This is a genomic window from Sorlinia euscelidii, assembly GCF_036452135.1.
In the GTDB taxonomy this organism is placed as follows: Bacteria; Pseudomonadota; Alphaproteobacteria; order Acetobacterales; family Acetobacteraceae; genus Sorlinia; species Sorlinia euscelidii.
In genome coordinates this window covers 257,451-280,089 of the sequence record NZ_JAWJZZ010000002.1, presented here as the reverse complement: position 1 = coordinate 280,089, position 22,639 = coordinate 257,451, and the positions used below count along the sequence as shown (strand labels likewise).

21 protein-coding genes and 1 tRNA gene are annotated in these 22,639 nt (G+C 57.2%); 11 read left to right on the top strand and 11 right to left on the bottom strand.

The window, feature by feature from the left end:
- Positions 1–110: 110 nt before the first annotated feature.
- Positions 111–782 (bottom strand): HAD family hydrolase, encoded by a 672-nt coding sequence (locus CGLAMM_RS04870; protein ID WP_394818918.1) that lies wholly within the window; start codon positions 780–782, stop codon positions 111–113.
- A gap of 232 nt (positions 783–1,014) precedes the next feature.
- On the opposite strand from CGLAMM_RS04870, the gene CGLAMM_RS04865 reads away from it, so the two are divergent.
- From CGLAMM_RS04865 to CGLAMM_RS04845, 5 genes are all read left to right on the top strand, one after another.
- Complete coding sequence (locus CGLAMM_RS04865) at positions 1,015–2,268, top strand: outer membrane beta-barrel protein (RefSeq protein WP_394818917.1); 1,254 nt, start codon at positions 1,015–1,017, stop codon at positions 2,266–2,268.
- A 133-nt stretch (positions 2,269–2,401) separates the two neighbouring features.
- Positions 2,402–4,603 (top strand): TonB-dependent receptor, encoded by a 2,202-nt coding sequence (locus CGLAMM_RS04860; RefSeq protein ID WP_394818916.1) that lies wholly within the window; start codon positions 2,402–2,404, stop codon positions 4,601–4,603.
- A gap of 41 nt (positions 4,604–4,644) precedes the next feature.
- A complete protein-coding gene (locus CGLAMM_RS04855) occupies positions 4,645–6,762 on the top strand; it encodes a M3 family metallopeptidase (protein ID WP_394818915.1) in 2,118 nt (705 codons plus the stop codon).
- Positions 6,763–6,964: 202 nt separating this feature from the next.
- Complete coding sequence (locus tag CGLAMM_RS04850) at positions 6,965–7,117, top strand: hypothetical protein (RefSeq protein WP_418115441.1); 153 nt, start codon at positions 6,965–6,967, stop codon at positions 7,115–7,117.
- A gap of 161 nt (positions 7,118–7,278) precedes the next feature.
- Positions 7,279–8,130: an aldo/keto reductase gene (locus tag CGLAMM_RS04845; protein ID WP_394818913.1), complete on the top strand. Its 852-nt coding sequence runs from the start codon at positions 7,279–7,281 to the stop codon at positions 8,128–8,130.
- A gap of 48 nt (positions 8,131–8,178) precedes the next feature.
- Here the strand turns inward: CGLAMM_RS04845 and CGLAMM_RS04840 are convergent, their stop codons facing one another.
- A complete protein-coding gene (locus tag CGLAMM_RS04840) occupies positions 8,179–9,669 on the bottom strand; it encodes a replicative DNA helicase (protein WP_394818912.1) in 1,491 nt (496 codons plus the stop codon).
- A gap of 189 nt (positions 9,670–9,858) precedes the next feature.
- On the opposite strand from CGLAMM_RS04840, the gene CGLAMM_RS04835 reads away from it, so the two are divergent.
- Positions 9,859–10,533 carry an MgtC/SapB family protein gene (locus CGLAMM_RS04835; RefSeq protein WP_394819087.1) on the top strand — a complete coding sequence of 225 codons (675 nt, stop codon included), beginning with the start codon at positions 9,859–9,861 and terminating at the stop codon, positions 10,531–10,533.
- 37 nt (positions 10,534–10,570) lie between these two features.
- Positions 10,571–11,203, top strand: a complete 633-nt coding sequence (gene gmk, locus CGLAMM_RS04830; protein ID WP_394818911.1) for a guanylate kinase — start codon at positions 10,571–10,573, stop codon at positions 11,201–11,203.
- A gap of 18 nt (positions 11,204–11,221) precedes the next feature.
- Here the strand turns inward: gmk and CGLAMM_RS04825 are convergent, their stop codons facing one another.
- The gene (locus tag CGLAMM_RS04825) at positions 11,222–11,986 is read right to left on the bottom strand and encodes a Crp/Fnr family transcriptional regulator (protein WP_394818910.1); all 765 of its coding nucleotides are present in this window, start codon (positions 11,984–11,986) and stop codon (positions 11,222–11,224) included.
- A 134-nt stretch (positions 11,987–12,120) separates the two neighbouring features.
- On the opposite strand from CGLAMM_RS04825, the gene CGLAMM_RS04820 reads away from it, so the two are divergent.
- Positions 12,121–12,924 carry an OmpW/AlkL family protein gene (locus CGLAMM_RS04820; protein WP_394818909.1) on the top strand — a complete coding sequence of 268 codons (804 nt, stop codon included), beginning with the start codon at positions 12,121–12,123 and terminating at the stop codon, positions 12,922–12,924.
- Positions 12,925–13,199: 275 nt separating this feature from the next.
- Positions 13,200–14,390, top strand: coding sequence for an MFS transporter (locus tag CGLAMM_RS04815; protein WP_394818908.1), 1,191 nt, complete (start codon positions 13,200–13,202; stop codon positions 14,388–14,390).
- A gap of 50 nt (positions 14,391–14,440) precedes the next feature.
- On the opposite strand, the gene CGLAMM_RS04810 is transcribed toward CGLAMM_RS04815, so the two are convergent.
- The 7 genes from CGLAMM_RS04810 to hisG form a co-directional block, all read right to left on the bottom strand.
- A tRNA-Phe gene (locus tag CGLAMM_RS04810) sits at positions 14,441–14,516 on the bottom strand.
- Between the two features lie 50 nt (positions 14,517–14,566).
- Positions 14,567–14,752 (bottom strand): DNA gyrase inhibitor YacG, encoded by a 186-nt coding sequence (locus tag CGLAMM_RS04805; protein WP_394818907.1) that lies wholly within the window; start codon positions 14,750–14,752, stop codon positions 14,567–14,569.
- Positions 14,752–15,822, bottom strand: coding sequence for a ribonuclease E/G (locus CGLAMM_RS04800; RefSeq protein WP_394818906.1), 1,071 nt, complete (start codon positions 15,820–15,822; stop codon positions 14,752–14,754). Before CGLAMM_RS04800 ends, CGLAMM_RS04805 begins: the two co-directional genes overlap by 1 nt.
- A 61-nt stretch (positions 15,823–15,883) precedes the next feature.
- Positions 15,884–16,534 carry a Maf family protein gene (locus tag CGLAMM_RS04795; RefSeq protein ID WP_418115440.1) on the bottom strand — a complete coding sequence of 217 codons (651 nt, stop codon included), beginning with the start codon at positions 16,532–16,534 and terminating at the stop codon, positions 15,884–15,886.
- Positions 16,531–16,749: a translation initiation factor IF-1 gene (infA, locus tag CGLAMM_RS04790; protein ID WP_023979930.1), complete on the bottom strand. Its 219-nt coding sequence runs from the start codon at positions 16,747–16,749 to the stop codon at positions 16,531–16,533. The genes CGLAMM_RS04795 and infA overlap by 4 nt, the downstream gene beginning before the upstream one ends.
- 145 nt (positions 16,750–16,894) lie before the next feature.
- The gene (gene hisD, locus CGLAMM_RS04785) at positions 16,895–18,184 is read right to left on the bottom strand and encodes a histidinol dehydrogenase (protein WP_394818904.1); all 1,290 of its coding nucleotides are present in this window, start codon (positions 18,182–18,184) and stop codon (positions 16,895–16,897) included.
- Positions 18,181–18,885: an ATP phosphoribosyltransferase gene (gene hisG, locus CGLAMM_RS04780; RefSeq protein ID WP_394818903.1), complete on the bottom strand. Its 705-nt coding sequence runs from the start codon at positions 18,883–18,885 to the stop codon at positions 18,181–18,183. The genes hisD and hisG overlap by 4 nt, the downstream gene beginning before the upstream one ends.
- Positions 18,886–19,086: 201 nt before the next feature.
- Here hisG and CGLAMM_RS04775 point away from each other — a divergent pair, with 201 nt between their 5' ends.
- Positions 19,087–19,710 (top strand): gluconate 2-dehydrogenase subunit 3 family protein, encoded by a 624-nt coding sequence (locus CGLAMM_RS04775; RefSeq protein ID WP_418115439.1) that lies wholly within the window; start codon positions 19,087–19,089, stop codon positions 19,708–19,710.
- Complete coding sequence (locus CGLAMM_RS04770; RefSeq protein WP_394818901.1) at positions 19,707–21,233, top strand: GMC family oxidoreductase; 1,527 nt, start codon at positions 19,707–19,709, stop codon at positions 21,231–21,233. The genes CGLAMM_RS04775 and CGLAMM_RS04770 overlap by 4 nt, the downstream gene beginning before the upstream one ends.
- 48 nt (positions 21,234–21,281) lie before the next feature.
- Here CGLAMM_RS04770 and murA read toward each other — a convergent pair whose 3' ends face one another.
- Positions 21,282–22,550: a UDP-N-acetylglucosamine 1-carboxyvinyltransferase gene (gene murA / locus CGLAMM_RS04765; RefSeq protein ID WP_394818900.1), complete on the bottom strand. Its 1,269-nt coding sequence runs from the start codon at positions 22,548–22,550 to the stop codon at positions 21,282–21,284.
- Positions 22,551–22,639: the final 89 nt, after the last annotated feature.

Below are 22,639 nucleotides of genomic sequence, written 5' to 3'. Positions count from 1 at the left end.
AGCTTTCATGCGTTATTCTCGCGTCAGGTGGCGTGGCGCAAAGGTTTTTTCAAGGTCTGGACAGCGACGTAAACGCGGTTGAAGGGGTTTTTCCGCAGGATGACGACACTTTACCCATGATGCAGGACGCGCCAACCGTCCTGATCATTCCCGTCTATTGCAATGTCGCGATAATGCATCAGGATTTTATGGCAGGTCTGCATGGGTGTTTCGTGCGTGGCTCCGATAACGACAACATCTGCGCCACTGGCCTCCGCCGCCTGAATTCCCGCGGGCGCATCCTCGAAAATCAGGCAGTCGCTGATCCTGACGCCTAATTTCCCGGCACCGAGCAGGAAGCAATCCGGCGCCGGTTTGCCACGTTTGACGTCTTCCGCCGCTATCAGTATCTCGGGCAGGGGCAGGCCGGCGACTTCAATACGTCTGAGGGCGAGGCGACGCGGCGCCGAGGTGACCACGGCCCAGGCATGGCGCGGCAGGCTTTCGATGAATTTCCTGACCCCGGCAATGGCCTCAACACCCTCTGTGTCCTTCAATTCCTGCGCCGTAATCCAATCAGCTTCCTGCTGCGGGTCAATGCCGGGCAGGTTCAGTTCCCGGATGGTTTCACAGGTGCGTTTTCCGTGGATCGTGGGCAGAAATGCCGCCTCATCCAACCCGTGACGCGCCGCCCATTGTCCCCAGACGCGTTCGGCCGCGATAATTGACGTCAGGAGCGTGCCATCCATATCGAATAGAAATCCTCGATAAGGTTTCGGCCCATATAAATTCTCGGCGTTCATCTCTCTCTCCCCAAAGCCGGTGCGACGCGATCAGCGTTCGCCGCACCCGCCTGCCATGCGGCCATGTTTGCCGGATATTTATCCTTTCTTTTTGCTGAAGTTTCAAATCGACCTCGTGCACAACGTTAAAATTTCATTTTGATATTGCATCGAATCGCGGGAAATGCATTTTATGAAATTGCCGCGATGATCATCGGGCGCGGTTTCCCGGCCAGGTGAAGGACCAGTTTCTATGAAGTTTTCGGGCGGCCTTAAATATTGCGTTATCGTAACAATATCTCTTCTCAGTTCGTTCTCCTTAACACCGGCTTCCCATGCCGACATCCATGTTTTTGCGCATGCGCCTCGTGCTTGGCTACAGGATGTGACACTTCAGGGCCTAATGGAAGGGGGGATCATGGCCAACCCGGCGCGTCCCGCTAGCGGCATTAATTTTGGCGATTTCCTCGCGGATCACGCCAATCAGGGGCAATTGAACCAGGTCAGTCTCACCCTGTCCCGCGCATTGGATGACGCGGTGCAGAAATATCAGATCGGCTTTGTCATCCAGGGCCTTTATGGGTCGGATGCACGATACTACCATTTACTCGGCGTGTCGGATCACCTGACGTCGGACCGCTATCAGCTGATCCCGGCTCAGGCCCATTTGGATGTCCATCTTCCATGGGCGACGCCGCACGGGGTCGATCTCAAACTCGGCATTCTTCAGGCCCCGATGGGGGTCGAAGTTCTGGATCCTTCGGCGCGGCCTTTTTACACGCTCGCTTACACGTCGCAATATTCGGTGCCGTTTGAACATCTGGGGGCGATGGCGCATTGGCATGCCACCGCCGATCTCGATATTCACTTCGGAATTGATACGGGCAATCAGTCGACCTGGGGGCGCAATGCCAGCAACACCAGTATGGCGGGATATTTAGGGTTTACGCGCACAGGTCTCGCCCACGGTAAAATAACCGTCAACGCGTTGTCGCGCCTCGGGCCGGAGGACTCCGTCAATGCGCTAGGAATCCGGGCCGATAGTGCGCAGCGTTATTGGAACGACCTTTCCCTGCGTTATGACGTCAATGACCGCCTCTCCCTCACGGGGGAAGTAAATTTCCTGCACGATGTCGGTCTGCGGGCGGAGGCTTATAGCTTCGTTTCCTTCCTGAGTTACAGAATATCGCCGGATTTCACCTTCAATTACCGCGGTGAAATCTATCGCGATAATGGCGGGGCGTTTGTCGTGAGTTTCCTGAATAATCGCGCCTACATGAATGCTTTCCTTAATAAATATGCGCCTGCTGAAACGGCCCCGCCGACAACTTATGGTGCGATGACCCTCGGCCTGACTTACCGCCCCCCTGTCCTGAAAAATCTGCGCGTCTTCGCCCTGCGGCCGGAGATCAGGTTTGACCGCTCCCTGAACGGGACGACACCCTTTAATGCCGGGCGGAATGCCGGGATGTTCACGTTCGGCGGCGATGCCATGATCGGGTTTTGATATGACGGGATGGTGGCGCCGCGCATGGCAAGTTCGCCACAGTGCATTTCATTAAACGATATAGGTGAGTTGATCACGTTAAAGCACTTCTTCATAAGTTGGAAACTGATGATCCACTGAACAGAGTCGTGCAATGACCTTCACCGCTTTCCAACGCTCACAAATGCTCTGGCCCATCATCGTTGTTCTGGTTTGCGGTGATCTCGCCCATGCTGAGGGGCGGCCCGCTCCGCGGCACCGCCACCGGGATGTGCCGCACCGTCATCAGACCGAAGATAAAGCAGCGCCAGCCGCGCCGCCCTCCGGGAAAATATCGGCGCTGGAAGCCAGGGGGGAAGAGCGGGTGCAGGTCCGGGCGCGGGCATCGCTTGTCGATAATGGTGCGCTCGGTAACCGGCGCATTCTGGATCTGCCTTATTCCGTCACGGTCATTAATGAGGCCAGTCTACGGAACCGACAGGTCAAATCACTGGGGCGCGTTTTTGAAGATGATGGGTCGGTCGTCCGTCTGGGCGACACTTATTCCATGAACGCCTATTCCCTCAATGTGCGCGGCATCCCGCTTGACGATTATAATGGTTATAAAATCAATGGCACACCGTTTTTCATGACGACGGTTGAACTCCCTGTGGAAAGTTTTGAATCGATACAGCTCCTTAAAGGGGCTTCAGGGTTCATGTACGGGTTCAATGCACCTGGCGGGATCGCCAATTTTGTGATGAAGAAGCCGACGGAACGCCGCACCCTGTCCGTTGATATCGGCTATAGCGCCAACGCCGTCATGTTGCAGCATCTCGATATGGGAGGCCGTTTCCTCAAAAATAATATCGTGGGTTACCGTCTCAATCTCACCCATGAGGCGGGGCCGACCTATAACGGGTCCCGTCTAAAACGTTATTCCGGCTCTTTCTCCACCGATGTCAGGTTGACGCGGGACCTTATCTGGACAGCAGATGCGCTTTATCAGAGCCGCGTTATTGATCAGGGTGTCCAGAATTTTTATATCGCCGATCCGCCATCTTTCGGCAAAGGTCCGCTTCCCCCCGCGATCAGTGGACATAAGAATTTGACGGTCAATCCCGGAACGTTTTTCACGTCTCACACGATTTTCCTCGGCACGGGACTGAAATGGCATATTCGTAACAGTTGGAATCTGCGCGCCGATTACAGCCATAGTCGGGATTATCGCCGCTATAAAGGGGAATGGATGACGCTTCAGGACCGGAGCGGCGATTACAACGCGCTCCTGCGCACCAATCCCGGCAGTTGGGCCGCCTATAATCAGGCTCAGATGATTTTGACGGGGCAGGTCGCGACCGGCCTCTGGCGCCATCATGTAACCGCAGGGATTGCCTGGCAGGGGTTGGAGAAATTCCTGCCCTATGACTTTAAGACGATCAATCTTGGCATGCAGAATTTATATCGCCCCATCCGGCCCCAAAGCTGGCAAGGATCGTTCAACACGGCGACATACCGCACCTACCATTCGGATCAGACCGGGTTTTTCCTCAGTGACACATTGGATTTCAATACGCAATGGTCCCTGCTTGCCGGGTTGCGATACACGATTTTCAGCCAGAAAAGCTGGGATGCGCAGCAGATCCCAAGTTCCGAGCGCGCCCATCCGCTGACCCCAACTGTCGCCCTGCTCTATCATCCGTGGCAGAACACGACCTTTTATGTGAGTTACGTTCAGGCATTGGAGAGTGGTGGCACGGTCGCGACAAACTACGCCAACGCCTTCGCCAATCTGCCCCCGATCCGGTCGGATCAAGTGGAGCTCGGGGCGAAAATCGACCGGAAGACATGGTCAATGACGGCGGCCCTCTATCAGATCACGCGAGGGGCCCAATATGCCAATGTACAGAATGTCTTCGTATTCGACGGATCGACGACTTATCGCGGCGCGGAGTGGGCGGGCAAATGGCGCCTCCCCGCGGGTTTCGTGCTGTCAGACAGTATCGGGTTGGAATACGGGCGATACACAAAGGCCGATCCTGACATTATCGGAAACGCGATTGAAGGTGTCCCGTCCGTGCAGAATATGTTCACGCTCCATAAAGGGTTTGCACATCTCCCCGGATTTTCGATCGAGGCTGAGGTGCATCACACGGCGTCAATGTGGGGGGACAGCCGCAATCTTTACAAAGTGCCGCATTATACCCTTCTCAACCTTCGCGCACGCTATGACATGGATGTCGCGCGCCACCATGTGACGTTACAGGCGGAAATGGATAACGTGCAAAACCTGCAATATTGGGGGTTTCTCCAGACCGATTATCTTTTCGTCGGGATGCCACGCACGATCTTCCTGAATGCGCGCTTTTCATTGTAAGCTCGACCCTGCTGTCATCAACAAAAGAGGAAGGGATCAAGATGGGTATCCTCCACCCGCGCCACGTGGCCGGTGCATTCGCGGTTCTCGCGCTTATGGGGAGTAGTGCCCTGGCGCGCACGAATCCTCTTCTTCAGCCCAGCACTCTTCCCTATGAGGCACCGCGTTTTGACCTGATTACCGATGCGGATTTCGCGCCGGCTTTTGAGCAGGGGATGCTGGCGCAGAATAATGAGATCCACGCCATCACCGTCAACCCGGACCGCCCGGATTTTGTGAATACAATTGAAGCGCTGGAGCGGGCCGGGCGCACGCTGCACCGTGTCGATATGACGTTCGATAATCTCTACAGCGCCAACAGCAACCCGCGCCTCGACGCTATCAAGACGAAGTTCGCGCCGCTTCTCACGCAGCATGAGGACGAGATTTATCTCAATACGGCGCTTTTCAATCGCGTGGCGACTGTCTACCAGAAACGCAACAGCCTGGACCTGACGCAGGAGCAGATGCACGTCCTGACGGAGTGGTATCAGCGTTTCCTCCATGCGGGTGCCTCACTGTCATCGCGGGAAAAGACGCGCCTGAAGGATCTGAACAGTAAGCTCTCCGTCCTTGAATCATCATTCCAGCAGAAGCTGGTGGCCGCCACGAAAGCGGCGGGACTCGTCGTCGATGTTGAGAAAAAACTGAGCGGCCTGGATGCAAATGCGCTGAACACGGCCTTCGGGGCGGCAGAGGCGGCGGGGCAGAAGGGGCGGTGGCTCGTACCGCTTCAAAATACGACGCAGCAGCCTTCGCTGGCCGTCCTGAAAGATCGTGAGACGCGCCAGGCGTTATTTCAAAAAAGCTGGACGCGTGCGGAGCAGGGCGATGGCAATGACACGCGCGCGCTGATCGTGCGCATTGCCCATCTCAGGGCGGAGAAGGCGCGGCTGCTTGGTTTCAGGAATTATGCAGCCTATCAACTGGAAAACCAGATGGCCAAAACGCCGGAAGCGGCGAACGACTTTATGAACCAGCTTGTCGCGCCGACCCGCGCCGCGCAGGATGAGGAAGAGCAGGCCCTCACGCAGCTGATTCAGGCTGAAGGCAGCACGTTCAGCCTTGCGCCGTGGGACTGGGATTTTTATGCGGACAAATTACGCCGGAAAACGCTGGGCTATAGTGAGGATGATCTCAAGCCTTATTTTGAGCTGAAGACCGTGCTTGAGGACGGGGTTTTCTACGCCGCGACATCTCTATACGGCATCACCTTCAATCAACGTCATGACATTCCGGTCTATCAATCCGACGTGGTGGTTTATGAGGTGCGCGATAAAGATGATGCGCCTCTAGGGCTGATGTATTTCGATTATTTTGCGCGCGACAACAAATTCGGTGGCGCCTGGATGTCGAATTTCGTGGAGCAATCGAAGCTCCTGAACCAGAAACCCGTCATTTATAATGTCGGCAATTTCGTCAAGGCGGCGCCGGGCCAGCCGCAGTTAATCACGTTCGATGATGTCATCACGATGTTCCATGAGTTCGGGCACGCTTTGCACGGACTCTTTGCCGATCAGGTTTACCCTTCCGTCTCCGGCACAAACGTCGCGCGCGACTTCGTGGAATTTCCGTCGCAATTCAATGAAAACTGGGCGCTTTACCCGAAAGTCTTCGCCCACTACGCGCGCCATTATCAGACCGGCGCGACCATGCCCGAGACATTGCAGAAAAAACTATTCGACGCGCGTCATTTCAATGCCGGTTATCGCCTTGGTGAAGTTGTTTCCGCCGCCATGCTGGACATGAAATGGCACACCATGTCGCCTCTTCGAAAAATCAAGGATGTTGATCGTTTCGAAAGCACCACATTGGAGAAAAGCGGACTCGACACGGCCCACGTGCCACCGCGCTATCGCAGTTCCTACTTTCTGCATATCTGGGGCAATGGATATCAGGCTGGATACTACGCCTATCTCTGGACTCAGATGCTGGACCATGACGCTTTCGACTGGTTCAAAAAGCATGGCGGTTTGACGCGGGCAAATGGTCAGCGCTTCCGGGACCTCGTGCTGTCACGCGGTCATACGGAGGATTACGACGCGATGTTTGAAGCCTTTACGGGTCACGCGCCCGACATCAAGCCCATGCTTGATTTCTATGGGTTGAAAACGGATTGATCATCCAGATGCGATCTGCAAGGGGTGCGCTGCGCGGATGCGATGCAGATGACGTAGCGCCGCCGCTCTGCCCGCAATCCATCACGTGCATCCGGAGGGAAAGCCCGGGAAGAGGGTTTAAATTGCAGTTTACCTCCTTATTTATGACGAGAGAGTTCAAACAGGCGCGTCACGCCAAGGACGATGAGGTTCGGAAAGAAGGTTGAGTTTGAGGTGTCATACCCGGTCCGAAGCGGCCACGGCACGGCGTAAGCCGGGCCTCACGCAGAAGGAGGCGGCCGCGATGATCTTCTCATCCTGTCAGAACGGACAGAATGGGGAAAGCGGGATGCGGCGTACGCACCTCGCCTTCTGAATGTTGTTTCGTTTGAAAACCGGGCGAACCGCGCCGGACTCTCTCCAATCAGCATGCTTGCCGAGCCGGGATGCGGCGCGCGTGTCTCACGCGTCTGAACATTTCCGCGCCGACAGGCACGAGATTTCACATGACTTGTAAAAGACGACAAGGAGGCTTTTATGCCGAAACCTGATCCAACCATCCAGCGTGCAAATGCGCCGGATTTCACCCTCAAAATGCTTGACGGAAAAGCCATCCCGCAACTTGGCCTCGGTGTCTATAAAACGCCAGCGGATGAAACGGCGGAGATTGTCGATTTCGCAGCCGGGGTCGGGTATAAAATGGTCGATACCGCCGCATTCTACCATAATGAGGAAGGCGTTGGTCAGGCAGTCAAACGCCATCATGACCTTTTCGTCACGACCAAATTATGGAATACGGGCCACGGCTATGATGTGGCCCGCCGCGCCTTTGATGAGAGCATGAAGAAGCTCGGCCTTGACGTGCTGGACCTCTACCTCATCCACTGGCCTGCGCCGAAAAACAACCTTTATGTTGAGACCTGGAAGGCGCTCATCGAGCTGAAAAAGGAAGGTCGCATCAAGTCAATCGGCGTTTCAAACTTCAATGTCGATCACCTTGAGCGGATCATCCATGAAACGGGTGAAGTGCCGGTCATTAATCAGATAGAGCTGCACCCGGCTTTTCAGCAGCGTCACTTGCGCGCCTTTCATGACAAACATGGGATCATCACAGAATCGTGGAGTCCTTTAGGTCGAGGCGCCAATCTCGACAATGATGTTATTCAAAAGCTCGCGAAGAAGCATGGGAAGTCACCGGCGCAAATCGTGATTCGCTGGCATCTTGATCAGGGCCTCGTCGTCATCCCGAAATCATCAAACCACCAGCGTCTCCAGGAAAATATCGACGTGTTCGATTTCCATCTTGATGCGGCGGATCTCGCTGACATTGAAAAAATGGACCGTGCTGATGGGCGCGTCGGGCCTGACCCGATGACAGCGGATTTCTGAGCCGGCCCTTACGCCAACTGGCGGCACTCATTGTCCAAAAGGGTGCCGCTACACCTCGTGATGCGTGTCAAGATCAGCAAAGCGCGTGAACTCCCCTTCAAAATAGAGGGGGATGGTGCCGGTCGGCCCGTGACGCTGTTTTTCCAGGATCAGTTCGGCCTTATTATGGACAAGGTCCATTTTGCGGTGCCAGTCATCCAAAGCCGCCTGATATTTTTCCGCGCCCTCATAAGTCGTCTCTTTGGGCATACGCTGTTTAAGGTAATATTCCTCGCGATAGACGAACATGACGGCGTCGGCATCCTGCTCAATCGAGCCGGACTCGCGCAGGTCCGACAACATCGGCCTCTTATCCTCCCGCGATTCCACCTGACGGGAAAGCTGAGACAGCGCGATGACGGGGACGGATAACTCCTTCGCGATGGCTTTCAGCCCCTGCGTGATCAACGAGATTTCCAGCACCCGGCTTTCCGGCCTTGTCCCGACGGCGGGGCGCATCAGTTGCAGATAATCCACGACGACAAGGCTCAACCCTTTTGTACGGGCCAGGCGGCGGCAGCGCGTCCGCATCGCGGAAAGGCTGATGGCGGGCGTCTCATCAATGAAAAGTGGCAATTCCTGAAGCTCACGCGTCACACGGACGAAGCGGTCAAATTCCTTCTGACCAATATCCCCGCGACGAATACGCTCACTCGAAATTTCCGCCTGCTCAGACAGGATACGTGTCGCAAGCTGCTCCGATGACATCTCAAGCGAGAAAATCGCGACGGAGCCGCGTGGCTGCGTGTTACTGTCCGCGGCTTCCTGCATCAAGGCGCGCGCGGCGGAAAAAGCGATCTTCGTGGCCAGGGCGGTTTTGCCCATCGCGGGTCGCCCGGCGATAATCAACAAGTCCGAAGGGTGTAGTCCGCCGGTTTTCTTGTCGAAATCCCGCAAGCCGGATGTCAGGCCGCTAACGTCACCGGTGCGTAGAAATGCATGTTCCGCCACCTCCAACGCTGTTGCGAGCGCGCGATCAAACGCGACGAACCCGCCATCCTGGCCTTTGTCCGTCGCGAGTTTGAAAAGCGTTTCCTCCGCCGCCTCGATCTGCTCGGAGCCTGCGAGCTCCGTCATGGCACCATAGGCGTTATTGACGACATTCTCTCCAATATCGATGAGTTGCCGTCTGATCCAGGCATCATGAATGGCGCGGCCATACTCCCCCGCATTGACGATGCCGACCATGGAGGCGAGCAATTTCCCCAGATAGGCGGTGCCACCCACCGGCTCCAACATCCCGGAATGTTCGAAATCCGCGCGCATTGTAATCGGGTCTGCCAGCATCCCGCGATCAATCCGCCGGGCAATCGCACCGTAGATCTTGCCGTGCACCGCATTCGCGAAATGCTCCGCCGCCAGAAAGTCCGAGACGTGCTCATAGGCTTTGTTATTCGTCAGAAGGGCCCCCAGCAACGCCATCTCCGCCTCCAGATTGGCGGGCGGGGCGCGGCGGACAAGCTCTTCAAGCAGCGTGTCAGATGCGATATTTTCAGTCATGGGCAGCTTCATCTCGGCATGTCGCGGGGTCGTCCGGGAAGGGCATATGGTTCCCTTTCACCTGTCCATTCGTTATAACGTCGCGAGAGGCCAAGTGGGTAGCCCTTCGCATCGTTAAACAGAAAAACCAGGGAGGCGCGGCCCTTGATATCAATTTGGCCCGTCGGGCAGAATAGTGGTGATGGGTGGATGCAGGTGATGGAACTGATCCTTGCCTTCATCCTGTCCGCGATTATCGGGCTTGAGCGGGAATACCGCCAGAAGAGCGCGGGTTTCCGCACCTATACGCTTGTGGGTGTCGCGGCCGCACTCTTCATGATCGTCTCCAAATATGGTTTCACCGACGTGCTCCTCGCCGGTCGTGTCGTTTTGGACCCATCACGCGTTGCGGCGCAGATCGTATCAGGACTGGGCTTCATCGGCGGTGGTGTCATCTTTATGCGGCGCGATACGGTGCGCGGCCTGACGACAGCGGCTTCCGTCTGGTTGACGGCGGCGCTCGGTATGGCGGCGGGCGCCGGGATGATCGTCATCGCGATTTTCACCACAATCTGTTACCTCATCGTCATGCTTCTGACGCACAAATTTGTCAGCCGCATCATGCGTAAACGTGTCAATGATGGCGTCATCGTCGTCAGAGGGGATGATGAATCCAGTTTGAGTGGCCGCGTTCAGGACGTTATTCAACGCGCGGGTTATGAGGTCCTGCATGTGCGTCAGGACAGAAATAACAATAAGAATTATCTCGCTCTCTCGTTTCTGCTCCGTGGTCGGAGTGACTACGCTGTTCTGATCAATCATCTCATGCAGGTCAGCGGCGTCCGAACGGCCTGGAGCGAGGAGCCGAGCAAAAGATGGGTTTAAATGTTGCGCCGGGTATTGACCGGGGAGGGATAGGGTCATGACCGATGCAATCAGAAGGCGCGGTGTGTGTCTGGTTATCTCCGCGCCATCCGGGGCGGGTAAATCGACGATCGCCAATGCTTTGCGCGCGTCGGAATCGCGTCTCATGCATTCCGTCTCCTTGACGACCCGATTGCCACGCCCAGGCGAAAAAGAGGGCGTGCATTACCATTTCAGGGACCGGGAAGCCTACAATAGGATGATCGCGCAAGGCGAATTGCTGGAATGGGCGGAAGTGTTCGGCCACGGTTATGGCACGCCGCGCCTTCCGGTCGAGAAGGCGCTTGCGGACGGTTATGATATGGTTTTCGACATTGATTGGCAGGGACACCGGCTGATGCGGGCCGCCTTGCCCGAAGATGTCTTAAGCATCTTCATCCTCCCGCCTTCGATTGAGGAGCTGGAACGTCGCCTCCGCGGACGTCAATCCGATTCTGACGAGACGATTGAAAACCGCATGCGCGCCGCACAGAACGAGTTATCGCATTGGGCGGAATTTGATCACAATATTGTCAATGACGATCTCGACCATGCCATTCGTCAGACGAAAGCGGTGTTGAGGGCAGCGCGGTTGCGCACGGCACGGCAAATTGGTTTGCAGGCATTTACGAAGCGGTTTTTTCCGTCCTGACACATGCGGCTGTCGACGTCAGGAGTGGCGGCGCTTCAGCGCGATGTCACCATCGGCGAGTGCGGATAGAGCCTCAATATCCTGTATCAGAACGTTGCGCGTATGGGGGATGTGAATCAGCCCTTGACGCTGAAATGCCGAGAAGGTGCGGCTGACGGTTTCGATGGTCAGGCCAAGATAATCGGCGATATCCATCCGCGTCATCGGCAAGGCAAGGTGGCCGAGAGCCGACTTACTGAGGTGAAAGCGCTCTCTCAAGAAACTGGCGAGGCGTTCACTGGCGGTTTTGCGACCCAGCAAAAGCATTCGCTTCTGGGCACGGACAAGCTCGCGCGAGGCTTCCTCGAGCAGGCGTTTTTCAAGCGCCGGGAAATGGCGCCGAAGGAAACTCATTTCAGAGACGGAAAACTGGCAGGCTCGCAGGGGAGTCAGCGCCTCCGCACTGAACGCAAAATTTTTGCAGCTGACCAGGCCGATAAAATCACTTGCGGTTGCAAAACCGGTGATCTGCCGACGCCCGTCCGGCATGGAATTGAATAAGCGCACATGCCCTTGCGTCACCACGTAAAAGCGGTCTGCCGCGCGCCCCTCCTCGATAAACACTTTCCCTGCGGGGAATGCGACGCGCTGAAGATGTTTCTCAAGCTCGGGCAGCTGGGTTGGCTCAAAAATCGCACAGATACTGCGCTCCCGCGCGGGGCAGACGGTGCATTCCCCACTGTCATGGGGAAGTATCGGCGTTTCGGATTCGGGTTTTAGCTTACAAGGGGAAAAATTCATCATTCAGCGCCTGCGCCACGTATGTGGTATTACTGCAACGGTTTGAAATTAAGGATAGCCCATTGATCCTGATCAAGGAAGCCTTTTACTTTCTGTCAAATAACTGCGCCGTTGAAATTGCTTAATCAGGGTGCGATATGACCTTCTCCATCAAAAGCTGCCTGGCCGCCATGACAGGCTCTCTCCTCTCGGCGGCGACGTTTCAGGTCGCCCACGCGCAACAGGCAGCGTCATCGGCCAGTCAATCCTACGTCAATGCACCATTGACGACATCGCAGGTCATGGCGCCGAAGGCCGCGATGTCGGACCATGCCTGCGGGATCTTCAAAACCTGTTCCTCAACCAAGATCGGTTTTGGCAAAGGTGATTTCATCGTTCGCCTTTCCGCGTTGGGTGTCCTGCCGCAGGATATGGATAGTAAGGTCTGGCTCGCGAACAAACCGATCTCCGGCCATATTTCGACAACAAATCAGGTCATGCCGGAACTGACCTTCATGTATTTCCTGACGGATAATCTCTCGGTCGATCTGATCGCGGCCAGCACGCGTCATGAGGTGGCGGCGCAAGGGACACCGTTGGGGAAGATCGACGTGGGCAGCGCATGGGTCCTTCCGCCGACAATCACGTTCGCGTGGCATTTCCGTCCGCACAAGCGCTTCAACCCCTATATCGGCGTCGGCGGCACACTGGCCTGGTTTCATAATATGAGCCCTGCTGGCGGCGTTGTGCAGAAGCTCAATGTCGGCTTCACAGGTGGCCCATCCGTCAATGCCGGGTTCGATTATCAACTTGTCGGAAACTGGTTCTTCAATTTCGACGTCAAGCAGATCTTCATGCGTATGCATGCATGGGCGAATGATAATGGAAGTCCGACTTTCATCAAGGCGCATAACGCGCTCAACCCGACTCTCGTCGCTGCCGGTATCGAATATCGGTTCTGATCGTAAAATCGCCAAGCTTAACGCGATCGCATTTGGAATTTGAAAGAGCGGCCCGTTTTTTCCGGGCCGTTTTCACGCTGAACGAGTCACGCCGGCGCTGCATGGTGCAGCGTCATCCTTGCCTGACCCCTCGCGCTTATGGCATGAGCTGAAATCTGAAAAATAGGTGCGCGATAAATGGGTTGGCGTGCCCATGAAGCGCCATAATTTCGAGGAACCGAATTTTTTCGGTCAAACCTCATCAGATCAGATAGCGCATAAAGGAAGGATGGGGCGTGTCAACGCTTTTGACGTTACCGCGGGATACCCTCCCTGTTGGTGAACTTATTGCGCTCGCGATGGCGGGGTTTCTGGCCATTATCACCGAAACAATGCCCGCGGGCCTCATGCCGATGATCGCATCGGACCTCGACATTTCGAACGCCATGACGGGCCAGATGGTGACGATTTACGCATTCGGCTCGACAATCGCGGCTTTGCCCCTCACGGCCTTGACGCAGGGTTTCCGCCGTAAACCCTTACTCCTCCTCGGCATTATTGGCTTTCTGGCCATGAACACCATCACGGCTATAACGCACCATTTTGGCCTTATCCTCTCGGCGCGCTTTCTCGCCGGTTTGTGCGCCGGGCTGGTCTGGGGGCTTCAGGCAGGATATGCCAAGCGACTGGTGACATCGCGCCTACAGGGCAGGGCCCTGGCCATCGCGATGGCGGGCGCGCCGCTGGCTTTTTCCATCGGGACGCCGACCGGCGTCGCGGTGGGGAACCTGATTGGCTGGCGGGAGGCGTTTCTTTTCATCTCCGGTGTGGCCTTCCTGCTGGCTCTCTGGGTGGCACATCGCCTGCCCGACCTCGCCGGACAATGTGCCGACAAACGTTTGTCCCCCCTGCGCGTCCTAAAAATCCCCGGCATCATCACCGTTTTGTCCCTGACGATGGCCTGGGTCGGGGCGCATAATATTCTTTACACTTACGTCGCGCCTTTTACGGCAATGTCCGGCCTTCAGACGCATGTCAGCGCGTTACTGCTTTTATTCGGCGTGTCGTCTCTGGCAGGGGTTTGGCTCGCAGGTGTTTTGACGGAAAAACCTCTGAAAACCGTCATCCTGCTGGCACTCTCCACGTTTCTGCTGATGACGGTCGCGGTTTCACTCTTCACGCAGCACCCTTATGTCATCGTCGCGATGATGGTGCTTTGGGGCCTATCCTATGGCGGGGCCGGGACGCTCATCCAATTGGCGTCAGCTTCCGTCGCGGGGGAAGGGATTGACCTTGCCAGTGCGATGATCTCCACCGTTTGGAACAGCGCGATCACATTGGCAGGTTTACTCGGCGGGATGGCGCTGACGCATGGCGGCCCGAAAGCTATCAGCCTGTCGATGATCCCGATCATCTGCGCGGGAATCATGATTGTCCTGCGGGCAAGAACGGGGGCATTTGCGCCGCGTCGCGTTGAAGCGCGCTGACATGTTTACGGAAGAGGGCGTTAAGGGGCGGCGCCTCAAAATGAGGCAAATGGTGCCCAAGGGCGGGATCGAACCACCGACACTGCGATTTTCAGTCGCATGCTCTACCAACTGAGCTACTTGGGCACAGCGCCCTGATGACGCTGCGCACGGTTTAGTGGATGTGGGAAGGTTGATCAAGTGGCATATTGATCTTTTTCACCCTCACTTTCCTCGTGAGACGGGATTTCATCTTCCCGCGCCGAAGGAACGCGATAATTCCCGCGAAACCAGTTGCCGAGATCGAGATCGGCACAGCGTTTACTACAAAAGGGACGAAAGAGGGCGACACTGTCTTTACGACAGATCGGGCATTGCGACATCAGGAAAAACTCCAATGCGCGGGAGGGTAATCTGGAATGGCCATAAGGGGAAGTTCATATCCCAGGAGTCGTGACACATCCTCCAAAGCTGCGACATCCTTTTGCAAAGCGTCGATTATGGCGAAGGACGCTTTCAGACATAATTTCCGGTTGGCGGGCATGCCCGACAAGGTGCGCACCGCCTGCCGCAGGGCGGCGAGCCCGATCCCGTGTGGCGATGAAAGAAGCTCATGCAAAGGGAGCCGACGCCGGGGCCGAGTTAATTCCAACAAGCCGGACGGTGTCGCGCCGAAATCATGCGGTCTGAGCGGATCATCCCGGAAAGCATTTTGCAGAAAGGGGATCAATGCGGCGCGCTTGCGCGTGGGTACGCCCGCCGGGTCGATCAATATGACGCCATTGATATTGCGCAGGCGGATCTCTCGGGCAAGCGCCGGGAAGATCGCGACATTCCGGTCAAATTGCGTGCGTGGAGAGGCGGCGGCGGTGTCCGCGTCATCAAGATCAATCGCGCAAAGCGCCGCGCTGGGTGTCACGCGCGCGCTTATATTGTCGGGGAGTACAATGTCGCCGTGCGTGAGGGCGCTGCATTGGTCCTTTATATCCTCATCAAAGGCGCAGGCGACCCGTTCCAATCGAGGGCGCAGGTTCGGCGGTATGCGGGCCGCGAGGGATGGCGTATCGACGAGGATCCGGGCTTCAGGGTAGCGCGCTGCCATTTCCTCCAACGGGCTTGGCCCCTGTTGAAGGCAGGCCGGCGCGTCACATGTGGCGTCAGACTGGAGCGGCTGGAGGCGCGCGCCCTTGCCGCCCTGCGCGGCGCGGGTGACGCGGGCTGTCACCAAGGCACCTTCCGGAAAAACGCCGGTGACAAAAACATCCTCGCCTGACGCTATCCGGCCGAAAGCGCCCTTCATAATGGGGGCGGGGCGCATGATTCGCACGCAGTGAATATCGCCGAAACCATCCGGTTTACCAGGGCGCCACAATGAGAAATCAATGAGCATGTTATCAAGGAGGGCGGCGATGCGCGCCTCACCGGGGCTCCAATCCACCGCGATTTTCATCATGACCGCCATTCTTCCCATCGACACGCTGAGATTGTCAAACCGCTTTTCTCTTCCGGTTCTGTCAGGTGCGGTGAGATGTCGCAGACTCCGTCGCACCCGGTTGAAACCACGGGTGAGGCTGACCCTGCAAAAGCTGAGACGTTTCAAAGAGGGGCAGCCCGATCACGGCAGATGGACTCCCAGAAATAAAGCGTATAAAGCGCGCGGCCATTCCCTGCAAAGCGTAGCCACCTGCTTTCCCTTGCCAGTCTCCGGCCGTGATCAGCGCCTCAATATGGTGCGGCGTCAGGCAGGAGAAGGCGACTTTTGACGCCACGACACGCGAGGCGCAGCGTCCTTCCGCCAGGGCTTTCGAGGGGCGGATGGAAATGGCTGTATAAACTGTGTGACGTCGCCCGGAGAGCAAGGCCAAATATGCCCGAGCCTGTTGCGGGTTCTCAGCTTTCTGCAGAATGCGGCGCCCGACGGCCACAATCGTATCCGCTGCCAGGACCAGCGCGGGTCGGTCAAGCTGGTCCGCGATAACCCGAGCTTTCGCGTCGGCGAGCCGGATGGCGCAGGCACGTGGAAGCTCACCTTTTAACGGTGTCTCGTCAAGTTCCGCCGGAAGGATCTCTTCCGGCTCCAGGCCGATCTGCCGCAGCAATGCGACACGCCGCGGCGAGGCGGAGGCGAGAATCAGCGCAGGTTGGGGGAGGTCGCCACGCGTCACTTAAAGCGGAACGTAATCCGACCTTTGGAAAGATCATAAGGCGTCATTTCAACATTGACGCGGTCACCTGCCAGGACGCGGATGCGATTTTTGCGCATTTTGCCGCTTGTATGGGCCAGGATCGTGTGCTCATTGTCTAACGTGACGCGGAACATGGCATTCGGTAGAAGTTCAGTGACCGTCCCACTGAACTCGATCATATCTTCCTTCGACATTGTGTCCCTTGATACTCCATTCATATTCTGTTCGGATGTCGCTCATTGCGACAGGCTGCTCAAGCGTATGTGCGAGTCCGCACGGCGCCGTCAAGCAAAACGGCCCGTTCTTATAAATTTTGTCATGCCTCAAAGTTTGCCTGCGTCACTTTTGCAGGCGCAAGGCGATACTCTGTGCATGGGCGTCAAGCCCCTCTGCCTGCGCAAGGATTTCAGCAGCAGGGCCGATCTCCTTCAAACCGTCCTGCGCGGCGCCAATCGTGGTGGTGCGCTTCAGAAAATCATAGACGGAAAGCCCTGAAGCGAACCGCGCGGTGCGGTTCGTTGGCAGAACATGGTTGGGACCGCCGACATAATCGCCAATCGCTTCGGGACAGTGCCGCCCGATAAACATGGCCCCGGCATGACGCACTTTGCGGGAAAACCCGTCCGCATCCGCACACATGATTTCCAGATGCTCCGGCGCGATATCATTGACAAGATCCGCGGCCTCATCCCAATCCGAGACGGTGATGATCGCGCCGAAATCCGCCCATGAGGATCCCGCAATCTGACGCCGCGGTAGCGTCTTTAAGGCTTCTGCGACGGCGGCCTCGACACCCGCGGCAAATCGGGCGTCATTTGTGATGAGGATGGCCTGGGCGCGCTCATCATGTTCCGCCTGCGCCAGAAGGTCCATGGCGATGATCTCGGGACGGTTCTCTTTATCCGCGACAATGACGACTTCTGAAGGCCCGGCGATGGAGTCGATACCGACATGGCCGAATACCTGACGTTTGGCCTCCGCAACATAAGCATTACCCGGCCCGACAATGCGATCAACGGGGGGGATACGCTTTGTGCCGTAAGCGAGGGCGGCCACCGCCTGCGCCCCGCCAATGCCGTAAATTTCCTGCACGCCGCAAATATCGGCGGCGGCGAGGACGAGAGGGTTCAGATGGCCGTTCGGCATCGGGACACACATGGCAATGCGTTTCACCCCGGCGACCCAGGCGGGCAAGGCGTTCATGAGGACGGAAGACGGATAGGCCGCCTTGCCACCCGGGACATACAGCCCGACTGCGTCCAGGGGCGTCCAGCGCAGGCCCAGTTCCAGTCCGGCCTCATCCGTGTAAAGGATGTCCTGCGGCATCTGGCGCTTATGAAATGAAATGATCCGCTCTTTCGCCAAAACCAGGGCATCGCGCAAAGCGGCAGGCACTTGCGCGATGGCGTCGCGCCGCTGCTGATCCGTCAGGGCGATCGCGTCCGCACGCAGTTCATGGCCATCAAACTGCGCGGTATAGGCGATGACGGCCTCATCCCCGCGGGCGCGGACATTATTGATGATTTTGCGCACGGGCGCGGACACATCCTGCGCATCACTTTGCCGGACAGAAATCAACATATCGAATTGCGAGCGGAATTGCATATCCCGCGTGGAGAGTTTTTTCACTGGGTCTTATTCCGTAAAGCATCCCGGAAACGGTCAATAAGTGCGGTCACTTCTTGCGGGCGCGTTTTCATGGCGACGCGGTTGACGATAAGACGCGATGAGATGTGCGCGATCACCTCTGTCTCCTCAAGCCCATTCGCCCGCAATGTGGCACCCGTATCAACAAGGTCAACAATGGCGTGCGCCATGTTAAGGGACGGGGCAAGCTCCATCGCGCCATGGAGATGCACAATCTCGGCATTCATGCCGCGTTGCGCGAAATGCTGGCGGGCGATGGCAGGGTATTTCGTGGCGATGCGGATTTTGGAGCTGGGGGCTTCTGCCGCCGTCGCATGATTTGCGTGCCGCGCAACGCTGATGCGACATTGCCCGATCTCGAGATCAAGCGGCGCGTAGATCTCAGGATAATCAAACTCCATGAGAACATCGGAGCCGCAAATACCGATATCGGCCCCGCCATGCGCCACGAATGTCGCGACATCGAAGGAGCGGACGCGGACAATGTCAATCTGCTTCTCCGTCGTGGGGAAACGCAGGGCACGCGTGGCCTCATCCGTCGGACAGGGTGCTGCCAGCAGCCCTGAGTGATGGAGGAGCGGTCTAAGCGCCTTGAGGATGCGTCCTTTGGGCAAGGCGAGAATCATGCCCTTGCCATGCCGTCCCGATATAGCTGACGCCAGAATTCTGTGATCATTCACCATTGCCGGCGGACGTTAACATTTTTCGGCCGTCAGACAAACAGATGCATCCCTCAGATACATAAAAGATGTCTCTCGGAGATGCATAAAAATGCCGCTTGCGGGGGTGCGTTAATTCCCGTGCAACCATCGATGAGACGGAGCGCTTGAATCTCCGCCTGCTCGTCAGGACGTTCCATTCATCCAGAATAGTTCTTATCCAAAATGACTTCTACGTACGAACAGCTTCTTAAATCAGACCGTATTTCCGCGCGCACAAGGGACGTGCTGGAAGCCCGTGCGGCATTTATAGATCATCCCTACCAACCCCGACATCTCAGCGACCGCGCTTTCACCATTTTAGAGGCTTTAACGGCAGTTGTACTGCCGCAACAGCCTTTATTGGGACGCAAGGCACTTAATCTCGCCGCCCGAATCGATGCGCGACTCGGTGGGCCTGGCGATGGGTGGCGTTTCGCGCATCTGCCGCCGGACAGGCAAGCTTATGAATTGGCCCTTTGCGGCCTGGATGATGTTTGTCAGAAGAAACTCGGTGTGCGCCTGCAGGATGCGGATATAGAGACGATCCAGGTTCTTTTGAACGAAGTTGAAGCCGCCGCCATTGCCACGGAGGATCTCTCAGAGGATCATCTTCGACAATGGTTTTCCGATTTATGCGCGGATTGCGTGCAGATCTTTATTTCTCACCCGTCTGTTCAGGCGCAGCTTGGCATTGACGCCGTCTTTAACGGTGGTGACGGGCCGTTTCAGGGCTTTGAGGTCATGGGTGCAGTGGGGTCCGCCCCGTGGGAGCCCCCGATACTCAAGGCCCCGGAGACGGGCGTATGAGGCGTTACCCGACCACGGAAACGGTTGATGCGGTCATCATTGGAACTGGCGCCGGAGGCGCCCCGATGATGGCCGTCCTCGCCGAGGCCGGATTGTCCGTCGTCGCGCTTGAAGCGGGCAAATGGCACGCCCCCGCTACCCACACACCGGATGAGGAACAGGCCGGGGATATTTACTGGCTGGAAGAACGTCTTTCTGACGGCAAAAACCCGCAACCTTTCGGCGGAAATAACAGTGGCACCGGGGTGGGCGGCTCAACCCTGCATTTCGGTGCGTTTATGCCGCGCCTGGATGCCCGGGACATGACATTGCACACGGAGACAGGTCAGGGGCGGGACTGGCCGATCCGTTATGAGGCGCTGCTGCCTTATCTGATCAAGGTAGAAGAGGATATCGGCGTTTCCGGCCCCACCGCCTACCCATGGGACCCGACGCGGCGCTACGCCTTTCCGCCGCCGCAACGCAACGAAGCGGCCCTGGCCATGATGCGTGGATGTGAGGCGATCGGTTTAAAATCGGCAGATGGACCTGTTGCTCTCATCACGGCAAAACAAGGCGCGCGCGAGGCCTGTGTCGGGTGCGGCGCATGTCACCAGGGTTGTCGCAACCAGGCGAAATCCAGTGCGGATGTGACTTATATTCCGCGCGCTCTCGCGGCGGGCGCTGAAATTCGGGCGGAATGTCTTGCCCATGACTTTGAACGTGACTCGCAGGGGCGCATTACGGGCGTGATTTACCGACAGGGCGGCAAGGACGTCATGCAACGCTGTCAGCGCGTGATCCTCTGTGCCGGCGCGGTGGAGACGGCGCGCCTTCTTCTGCATACGGGCCTGGCGAATCGGAGTGATCAGGTGGGCCGCAACTACATGGCCCATGTCTCCACGCAGGTATGGGGCACGGTGGATCACGTGACACGGCCAAATAAGGGCTATCCCTCCCTCGCTATCTCAGAGGATATGATCCGCCCGAAAGACGCGGATTTTGTCGGGGGCTATCTGATTCAGTCGCTCGGCATGATGCCTATGACATGGGCGACGAACGTTGTGCGCGGGCGTGGTTATTGGGGGGAAAAACTGACGCGTTATTTGCGGGATTATAATTACGCCATCGGCCTGGGGGCGCATGGCGAGTGCCTGCCGTCACAGGAAAACCGCGTGATATTAAGTCACGAGACCGGTCGGGCAGGAATGCCCAAGCCACTGATCACCCTCTCGTATGGATGCAACGAGAAAGCGCTTCATCGTCATGCCGGCTTATGGATGACGCGCATTGCTGAAGCTGCGGGCGCGCGGGATATCTGGACGAGTGAGCGCTCGGCTCACATGATGGGCACCTGCCGCATGGGGACGGACCCTGATGATGCCGTCGTGGATGAATGGGGGCGCAGCTTTGATATTGAAAATCTCTGGATTTCAGATCACTCGATTTTTCCGAGCGCGACGTGCGCCAACCCGGCCGCACCGATCATGGCATTGAGCTTGCGGGCGGCGGATAAAATTCTGGGGCGCGCGCCTCTCACCTGACGCCAGCCTCAGCCCCGACGTGGCGGCGATGCGCCGCCGCTGCCGCCGTTACGGATCACCGGTGATCCTGGCGATATCCGCACCGATCGCGGCGAGTTTCTCATCGACTTTTTCATAACCGCGATCAAGATGATAGACGCGACTGACCGACGTTTCTCCCTCTGCCGCAAGACCCGCCAGAATGAGAGAGAAAGAAGCACGCAGATCCGTCGCCATGACGGGCGCCCCGGACAGGCGTGAGACGCCACGGATAATGGCGGAGGATTTGTGCACATTGATATGCGCACCCATCCGGTTGAGCTCAGGCACGTGCATAAAGCGATTTTCAAAAATCGTTTCGGTAATCAAGGACGCACCTTCAGCAATACTCAACATCGCCATGAATTGCGCCTGCATATCCGTCGGAAAGCCAGGGAAGGGCTCCGTCATGATATCGACGCCCCGCAAAGGCCGGTCACGGCGGACCCTGATGCCACCGGGCGCGGCGCTGACTTCAACGCCGCATTCTTCAAAGCTTTGGATGGCGGCGCCGAAATCCTGCAATTGCCCGCCCACCAGCAGCACGTCACCGCCCGTGATCCCTGCGGCGCAGGCATAGGTGCCACATTCAATGCGATCCGGCATGATCGCATGTTCCGCCCCCCGAAGTGCTTCGACACCGTCAATCATCAGAGTCCCCGTACCAAGGCCGGAAATCCGCGCGCCCATCCGGTTGAGGCAGGTGGCGAGGTCACTGATTTCCGGCTCACGCGCGGCATTGATGATTTCAGTCCGGCCTTTCGCGAGTGTGGCGGCCATGAGGAGATTTTCAGTTGCTCCAACGGATGCAAAGGGCAGAACAATTTTGTCGCCCTGCAGACCTTTCGGGGCTGATGCATGGATATAGCCATTTTCGAGCGAGATTTTTGCCCCCATCGCCTCAAGGCCACGCAAATGCATGTCGACAGGCCGCGTCCCTATGGCGCACCCGCCTGGAAGCGACACGCGGGCCTTGCGCATACGGGCCAGAAGCGGGCCGAGAACGAGAATCGAGGCCCGCATTTTGGACACAATGTCATAGGGCGCTTCGATAGATGTGACCTCACCCCCGATGGCGAGGACGCGCCCTGTACTATCCTGCGGTGTGACGTCAATGCCATGCTGTTTCAGCAATTGCGCCATCAGGCGGATGTCAGCGATTTGCGGGACGTTGGACAGTATCAGACGTTCCGTCGTCAATAAGCCGGCCGCCATCAATTTCAGCCCCGCATTTTTGGCGCCGCTGATATGAATCTCGCCGGACAGGCGTTGGCCGCCCCGAATGATAAACCGATCCAACGAACTTTCCCCCGCACTTAAAAACAAATGGCGATGCTGACCTGGTAGCACGCCCGGCGCAATGTTATTCAGGCGCGCGGGAGCGAAAC

Coding starts and splice junctions, on each gene's coding strand:
- CGLAMM_RS04820 (WP_394818909.1), top strand. CDS start 12,121: ATGACCTTCTCCATCAAAAGCTGCCTGGCCGCCATGACAGGCTCTCTC.
- gmk (WP_394818911.1), top strand. CDS start 10,571: ATGACCGATGCAATCAGAAGGCGCGGTGTGTGTCTGGTTATCTCCGCG.
- infA (WP_023979930.1), bottom strand. CDS start 16,749: ATGTCGAAGGAAGATATGATCGAGTTCAGTGGGACGGTCACTGAACTT.
- CGLAMM_RS04855 (WP_394818915.1), top strand. CDS start 4,645: ATGGGTATCCTCCACCCGCGCCACGTGGCCGGTGCATTCGCGGTTCTC.
- CGLAMM_RS04775 (WP_418115439.1), top strand. CDS start 19,087: ATGACTTCTACGTACGAACAGCTTCTTAAATCAGACCGTATTTCCGCG.
- CGLAMM_RS04865 (WP_394818917.1), top strand. CDS start 1,015: ATGAAGTTTTCGGGCGGCCTTAAATATTGCGTTATCGTAACAATATCT.
- CGLAMM_RS04825 (WP_394818910.1), bottom strand. CDS start 11,986: ATGATGAATTTTTCCCCTTGTAAGCTAAAACCCGAATCCGAAACGCCG.
- CGLAMM_RS04840 (WP_394818912.1), bottom strand. CDS start 9,669: ATGACTGAAAATATCGCATCTGACACGCTGCTTGAAGAGCTTGTCCGC.
- CGLAMM_RS04860 (WP_394818916.1), top strand. CDS start 2,402: ATGACCTTCACCGCTTTCCAACGCTCACAAATGCTCTGGCCCATCATC.
- CGLAMM_RS04835 (WP_394819087.1), top strand. CDS start 9,859: ATGCAGGTGATGGAACTGATCCTTGCCTTCATCCTGTCCGCGATTATC.
- CGLAMM_RS04800 (WP_394818906.1), bottom strand. CDS start 15,822: ATGATGAAAATCGCGGTGGATTGGAGCCCCGGTGAGGCGCGCATCGCC.
- CGLAMM_RS04805 (WP_394818907.1), bottom strand. CDS start 14,752: ATGTCGCAATGCCCGATCTGTCGTAAAGACAGTGTCGCCCTCTTTCGT.
- CGLAMM_RS04770 (WP_394818901.1), top strand. CDS start 19,707: ATGAGGCGTTACCCGACCACGGAAACGGTTGATGCGGTCATCATTGGA.
- hisG (WP_394818903.1), bottom strand. CDS start 18,885: ATGGTGAATGATCACAGAATTCTGGCGTCAGCTATATCGGGACGGCAT.
- CGLAMM_RS04845 (WP_394818913.1), top strand. CDS start 7,279: ATGCCGAAACCTGATCCAACCATCCAGCGTGCAAATGCGCCGGATTTC.
- CGLAMM_RS04870 (WP_394818918.1), bottom strand. CDS start 782: ATGAACGCCGAGAATTTATATGGGCCGAAACCTTATCGAGGATTTCTA.